We start from the raw sequence: 6,633 nt of genomic DNA, 5'->3' as shown, positions 1-6,633 counted from the left end.
GTGGAGGAGGAGGCGGTTCATGGTGAGACTGCTGCTGATCATCGCGTTGTTGCTGGCGGTGCTGGTGCTGGTGTTATTTGTGGTGGGCTACAACAAGATTCGCAGCGCCGATATCCGCGTTGCCGAGGCACTGTCCGGAATCGACGTGGAGCTGACGCGTCGCGCGGCGCTGATTCCGAGCCTGGTGCACACGGTGCAGACGTTCGCCACCCACGAAAGAGCCATCCTCGACCACGTCGCCGATGCCCGGACCGCGCTGACGACAGCCACCTCGGGAAAATCCGTCGCACAGCGCAGCGCGGCCGACAAGGAACTCGACTCCGCGCTGGCGCCGGTGCTGGCGCTGGCCGAGAGCTACCCGCAGCTGAACTCGTCGAACAACTTCGGCAGCCTGCAGGACAATCTCGCAGACACCGAGAACAAGCTGGCCTTCGCCCGGCAGTACTACAACGACGCCGTCGCCACGCTGAACCGGCTGATGAGCACCATGCCGTGGATGTTCGTCGCGCCGCTGAGCGGTGTTTCCGAGCGCGAGTACTACCAGACGCCGCGGTAGATATGCGCATCGTCTTCGCCGGTACTCCGGAGCCCGCCCTGCCGTCACTGCGCAGGCTCATCGACTCTGCGCGCCACGAGGTGGTCGCGGTGCTCACGCGTCCGGACGCCGCGGCGGGCCGCCGGGCCAAGCCGTCGCCATCGCCGGTCGCGCAGCTGGCGCTCGAGCGTGGCATTCCTGTGCTGCGTCCGCAGCGGCCCAACTCCGACGAATTCGTCGCGGAGTTGGCGGAATTGGCGCCCGACGCATGCGCGGTGGTGGCATACGGAGCGTTGCTCCGCGACGGTCTGCTTGCCGTGCCCGAGCACGGCTGGATCAACCTGCACTTCTCACTGCTGCCAGCCTGGCGGGGCGCGGCACCGGTGCAGGCGGCGATCGCGGCGGGCGACGCGGTGACCGGCGCCACCACGTTCCAGATCGAACCCGCACTGGACTCCGGGCCCGTCTACGGTGTCGTCACCGAGACGGTCCGGCCGACCGACACCGCGGCGAGCCTCCTTGACCGGCTGTCGATCTCGGGTGCCGCGCTGCTGGAGACGACGCTGGACGGCATCGCCGACGGATCGTTGTCGCCTGTACCGCAACCCTGCGACGGTGTCACCGTCGCACCGAAGGTCACGGTCGAGGATGCCCGGGTGCGTTGGGATCTGCCCGCCCATGTCGTCGAGCGGCGAATCCGCGCAGTCACGCCGAACCCCGGCGCGTGGACCCTCGTCGGCGACCTGAGGATCAAGCTCGGACCGGTAACGGTCGACGATGCGGCTGACGACCCGATGCCGCCCGGAGCGATTCGGGCGGACCGCAGCGGTGTGCGGGTCGGGACGGCGTCGCAACCCGTCCTGCTCGGCACGGTTCAGCCACCCGGTAAGAAGCCGATGGATGCGGCGGCATGGGCGCGCGGCGCGCGACTCGATGAAACCGCAACGGCGACATGACGAAACCCCGGCGGCCTCGCCGAAAGCCGCTCGACCCCGCACGCCAGGCGGCGTTCGACGTGCTGCGGGCGGTCTCGGAAAAGGACGCGTACGCCAACCTCGTGCTGCCATCGCTGCTGCGCGAACGCGGCATCACCGGCCGCGACGCGGCCTTTGCCACTGAACTGGCCTACGGCACGTGCCGGGCGCTCGGGTTGCTCGACGCCGTCATCGCCGACGCCGCGGGACGGCCGCCGGACCGCATCAGCCCTGTGCTGCTCGACCTGCTCCGGATGGGTGCCTATCAGCTGCTCCGCATGCGGGTCGACGCACACGCCGCGGTGTCCACCACCGTCGAGCAGGCGGCAATCGAATTCGATTCGGCCCGAGCAGGTTTCGTCAACGGCGTGCTGCGCAGGATCGCCGGACGCGAACCGCAATCGTGGATCGACGAGCTGGCGCCCCCCGCCGAGTCCGACCCCGTCGGCCACATGGCGTTCGTGCACGCCCACCCACGCTGGATCGGCCAGGCGTTCGCCGACGCGCTCGGCGCCAGAGCGGGCGAGCTGGACGCGCTGCTGACCGCGGACGACGACCGCCCCCTTGTTCATCTCGCCGCTCGCCCCGGAGTGCTGACGGCGGATGCGTTGGCGCGCGCCGTCGGCGGGACGGTCGGCCGTTACTCGCCGTATGCGGTCTATCTCTCCAGCGGCGACCCCGGTCAGCTCGACGCCGTCCGCGACGGCGAGGCGCTGGTTCAAGACGAGGGCAGCCAGCTGGTGGCAAGGGCGCTGACCCTCGCGCCGGTCGACGGCGACGGCGGCCGCTGGCTGGATCTCTGTGCGGGGCCAGGGGGCAAGACCGCGCTGCTTGCGGCGATCGGCGTGCAGGCAGGCGCCCGCGTCACCGCGATCGAGCCCAATGCGCGGCGCGCCGAGTTCGTCGAGGAGAACACCCGTGGGCTGCCCGTCGACGTGGTGCGGGTCGACGGCCGCGACTCCGGACTCGAGCCGGGATTCGACCGCGTGCTGGTGGACGCGCCGTGCACGGGGCTCGGTGCGTTGCGCCGACGGCCCGAGGCGCGCTGGCGCCGTCAGCCCTCAGACGTGCCCGCGCTGGCGCGGCTGCAGCGCGAGCTGCTGGCGTCGGCCATCAAGCTGACCCGGCCCGGCGGTGTGGTTCTGTACGCGACGTGTTCACCACATCTGTCCGAGACCATCGGGGTGGTGGCCGACGCCCTGCGTCGCCAGCCGGTGACGGCGCTGGACACCCGGCCGCTGTTCGAGGGAGTCGACGACCTCGGCGACGGCCCCTACGTGCAGCTCTGGCCGCACCGGCACGGCACCGACGCGATGTTCTCCGCGGCGCTGGAAGTAGGGTGAGCCCCATGGCACGACCCATGATTGCGCCGTCGATCCTGGCCGCCGACTTCTCCCGGCTGGCAGACGAGGTGGCGGCCGTGAAGGGCGCCGATTGGGTGCACGTCGACGTGATGGACAACCACTTCGTGCCGAATCTGACCCTCGGACTTCCCGTCGTGGAGGCCCTGCTGCCGACGACCGACATCCCGATGGACTGCCATCTGATGATCGACAATCCGGACAGGTGGGCGCCGCCGTACGCCGAGGCGGGTGCCTACAACGTCACCATTCACGCCGAGGCGACCGACAACCCCGTCGGCGTCGCCCGCGATATCCGCGCCGCCGGTGCCAAGGCCGGTATCTCGGTCAAGCCGGGTACCCCGCTGGAGCCCTACCTCGAGATCCTGCCGGAGTTCGACACGCTGCTGATCATGTCCGTGGAGCCGGGATTCGGCGGGCAGAAGTTCATCCCCGAGGTGCTGCCGAAGGTCGCCATCGCACGCAGGTTGGTGGACGCCGGTGAGTTGACGATCCTCGTCGAGATCGACGGCGGCATCAACGCCGAGACCATCGAGGACGCCGCCGAGGCCGGCGTGGATTGCTTCGTCGCGGGCTCGGCCGTGTACAGCGCCGACGACCCGGCGGCCGCGGTCGAGGCGCTGCGCAGACAGGCCGCCGCCGCGTCAAAACATCTGCGGCTATGAGCTTCGACGCCGCGATGCGGCTGGCCATCGAGCAGGCCGAGTTGGTCAAGGGCGGCACCTATCCCAATCCGCCTGTCGGCGCGGTCATCCTGGATCAGGGCGGTGAGATCGCCGGCGTCGGTGCCACCGAGCCGACCGGCGGTCCCCATGCGGAGGTGGTGGCGCTGAGGCGGGCGGGGGCTCGCGCCGCGGGCGGCACGGCCGTGGTCACTCTCGAGCCGTGCAACCATCACGGCCGAACACCGCCATGCGTGGATGCCCTTGTCGCCGCTGGCATTTCGACGGTCGTCTACGCCGTGAACGATCCCAATGCGGTCGCTGCGGGGGGAGCGACCCGGCTCGCCGAATCGGGGCTGAAGGTGGTCGCAGGCGTGCTGGCCGACGAGGTCGCCGGTGGCCCCCTGCGTGAATGGGTGCACAAGCAGCGCACCGGAGCGCCGCATGTCACATGGAAATTCGCCACGAGTGTCGATGGCCGCAGCGCGGCGGCCGACGGCAGCAGTCAATGGATCACCAGCGAGGCCGCCCGCGCCGACGTGCATCGCCGTCGCGGGGCCTGCGATGCGATTGTCGTGGGTACCGGAACCGTTTTCATCGACGACCCCAAGCTGACGGCGCGACTTCCCGACGGCAGCCTCGCCGAGCGTCAGCCGCTGCGTGTCGTGGTGGGGGAGCGCGAAATCTCCTCCGACGCCAACGTGCTGAACGACGACACCCGCACGATGGTGATCCGCACCAGGGACCCGCACGAGGTGATCAAGTCGCTTTCGGATCGCACCGACATCCTCATCGAGGGCGGGCCGACGCTGGCGGGTGCGTTCCTGCGGGCGGGCGTGATCGACCGGATTCTTGCCTACGTCGCGCCAATCCTGTTGGGCGGCCCGATAACTGCGATCGACGATGTCGGTGTGCTGTCCATCGCCCACGCGCAGCGCTGGCGCTTCGACGGCATCGAGCCCATCGGCCCGGACGTCCTGCTCAGTCTGGTTCCGAAGTAGCCGGCTCGTCCCCCATGTCCAGCGGCCGGTGCTCGATCAGGTCGCGAAGCCCGTCGACGCCGAGGCGTTCCCGAAACGCCGCCACGGTGTAGCCGATCACCGTCGCGTCGCTGCGCGCCCGCGCCGTCGCCGAACGCGGCATGTGGAACAGCGGACCGAGCTCACCGAAGTAGTCGCCGGGTTCGGCGACCCAGAGCAATTCCTCACCGCCCCCGGCTAATTCGCGCACGATATCGACCTTGCCCTCGGACACCACGTAGATGCAGTCGCCCATCGTGCCTTCTTCGAACAGCACCTCGCCCGCGGTCAGCTGCACCTTCGTGGGTGGCCGGTTCGATTCCGCGAAGTCCGGCACGAGCTCCACCACGCGATCGGCCAGCGGGAGAATCCGGCTGTCGTGGGTCGCGACGACGACCATCCGATCTCCGGTCGCGAGCTCGCGGATCAATCGCAGCACCTCCTCGACCTGGATGAAGTCGAGATGTGCGGTCGGTTCGTCGGCGACGATCAACGGCGGGTCCAATGCGATCGCCCGCGCCACCGCTACTCGCTGTTGCTGACCGCCGCTGAGATCGCTTGGCCGGTGGGACATCCGGTCTGCCAGTCCGACGCGGGCCAGCAGGTGTCCGGCCTTGTCGTGCGCCGCGTGCCGCGACATGCCCGCCGCGCGCAGCGGCACCATCACGTTCTCCAGCGCGCTGAGGCTGGGCACCAGGTTGAACGCCTGGAACACGATGCCGACCGTTTCGCGCCGGTACTTCGACAAGGCCTTGGCGTCGAGCGATGTGACGTCGACATCGCCGAATTTGATGGCGCCCGAGGTCGGTTTCAGGATTCCGCCGAGACACGACAACAACGTGGTCTTCCCGCAACCGCTGGGGCCCAACAGAATTACCAGTGATCCGGCGGCGACGTCGAGGTTGAATCCATCCAGCGGACGGACGGCGTACCCGCCGCTGGAGTATTCGACGACCAGATCCTGAATGCTGAGATCGCCCATGGCTCATGGACCTCCGAACGCCATGGCCGGATCGACGGACACCGCGCGATGCAGCCCGGTGGCACTGGCGATCAGTCCGAAGACGACCGCGATCACGGGCAGGATGACGTAGGCATAGCCGGGGACGATGACCTGCATCGGGAAGATCGGGCCGAGCAGCGCCGACAGTACGACGCCGACGACGACGGCCGACAGCGCCACCACAACGGCCTGCAGCGCCAATCCGGCGGCGATCGAGCCCGTCGGGACGCCGATGGCCTTGTACACCGCGAAGTCTCGCAGGCGTTCCAGCGCGGACAGATAGATCACCGACCCGACGATCAGGGCCGCGACGACCCAGAGCAGGATCGCCACGATCGTGATGGAGCTGACCGCGACTTTCAGCGGCCGGAGCAGATCGGCGACCGCACCGTCTCGGTCGACGGCCTTGTAACCCGGCGGCATCTGTTCGAGCGTGCCCCTGATCCCGATCGACGCGACCAACGGTTGCCCGCCGTACACCAACTGCTGGGCACCCTCGGTGGTGAGGAAGATGTTGGGCAGGTTGGCAAGTGCCGTGGAGTTCTCCACGATGCCGACGATGCGCAGCCTGCGCGACGCGATCGCGATGTCTTCGCCGACGTTTCGCTCCAGCGTGCTCGACACCGCCACCTCGGTGGGGTTCGTGGGGGGACGGCCGTCCGACAGAGCCGGCATGCCGGGGCCGCGTTCCGGCGCACCGAACAGGTCGGCGTTGCGTGTCGCGTCGCCGAGTGTGACCGTGCCGCCCGCGTACACCAGTGGGGCCGCCGCCTGCACACCCGGCGAAGCGGCGATCCGACGAAGGTCAGTCGGCGCGAACGGCGTCGCTCCGACGAACGGGCCGGACGCACCGTCCTTCACGAGAAAGACGTCGACGCCCAGCGAATCGACCGTCTTCTGCGCCTCGGCCCGAAACCCGTTCGCCAGGCCGGTCAGCACCAGCGTCATCGCGAAGATGATGGCGGTGGACAGCACCGCGATGACGAAACGTCGTTTTCGCCACTGCATGTCGCGCAGCGCGGCCAGCAGCATGAACTCGACGTTACCGACGGCAGGCCGGTTGCGGGTCTGGTTTGCCT

The 6,633-nt window shown here is 69.0% G+C and carries 7 protein-coding genes; 5 read left to right on the top strand and 2 right to left on the bottom strand.

All coding sequences use genetic code 11. The annotated features are described in order from the left end of the window. Nucleotides 1–19: 19 nt before the first annotated feature. From D6M19_RS17305 to ribD, 5 genes are read left to right on the top strand one after another with little or no spacing between them, the layout of a single operon-like run. On the top strand, nt 20–556 hold the full coding sequence (locus D6M19_RS17305; protein ID WP_123026448.1) for a LemA family protein: 537 nt from the start codon (nt 20–22) through the stop codon (nt 554–556). A 2-nt stretch (nt 557–558) separates the two neighbouring features. Then, complete coding sequence (gene fmt, locus D6M19_RS17300) at nt 559–1,491, top strand: methionyl-tRNA formyltransferase (RefSeq protein ID WP_123026447.1); 933 nt, start codon at nt 559–561, stop codon at nt 1,489–1,491. Next, nucleotides 1,488–2,852 carry an RsmB/NOP family class I SAM-dependent RNA methyltransferase gene (locus D6M19_RS17295; protein WP_123026446.1) on the top strand — a complete coding sequence of 455 codons (1,365 nt, stop codon included), beginning with the start codon at nt 1,488–1,490 and terminating at the stop codon, nt 2,850–2,852. Before fmt ends, D6M19_RS17295 begins: the two co-directional genes overlap by 4 nt. Nucleotides 2,853–2,857: 5 nt before the next feature. Then, the gene (gene rpe, locus D6M19_RS17290; protein ID WP_123026477.1) at nt 2,858–3,535 is read left to right on the top strand and encodes a ribulose-phosphate 3-epimerase; all 678 of its coding nucleotides are present in this window, start codon (nt 2,858–2,860) and stop codon (nt 3,533–3,535) included. Next, nucleotides 3,532–4,533: a bifunctional diaminohydroxyphosphoribosylaminopyrimidine deaminase/5-amino-6-(5-phosphoribosylamino)uracil reductase RibD gene (ribD, locus tag D6M19_RS17285; protein ID WP_123026445.1), complete on the top strand. Its 1,002-nt coding sequence runs from the start codon at nt 3,532–3,534 to the stop codon at nt 4,531–4,533. Before rpe ends, ribD begins: the two co-directional genes overlap by 4 nt. Here the strand turns inward: ribD and D6M19_RS17280 are convergent. Continuing rightward, nucleotides 4,514–5,533, bottom strand: a complete 1,020-nt coding sequence (locus tag D6M19_RS17280) for an ABC transporter ATP-binding protein (RefSeq protein WP_123026444.1) — start codon at nt 5,531–5,533, stop codon at nt 4,514–4,516. The two genes, ribD and D6M19_RS17280, sit on opposite strands and share 20 nt — an antisense overlap. A gap of 3 nt (nt 5,534–5,536) precedes the next feature. Then, nucleotides 5,537–6,586: an ABC transporter permease gene (locus tag D6M19_RS17275; RefSeq protein WP_123026443.1), complete on the bottom strand. Its 1,050-nt coding sequence runs from the start codon at nt 6,584–6,586 to the stop codon at nt 5,537–5,539. Nucleotides 6,587–6,633 lie beyond the last annotated feature (47 nt).

Source organism: Mycolicibacterium stellerae (genome assembly GCF_003719305.1).
In the GTDB taxonomy this organism is placed as follows: Bacteria; Actinomycetota; Actinomycetes; order Mycobacteriales; family Mycobacteriaceae; genus Mycobacterium; species Mycobacterium stellerae.
This window is presented reverse-complemented; position numbering and strand designations above follow the sequence as displayed.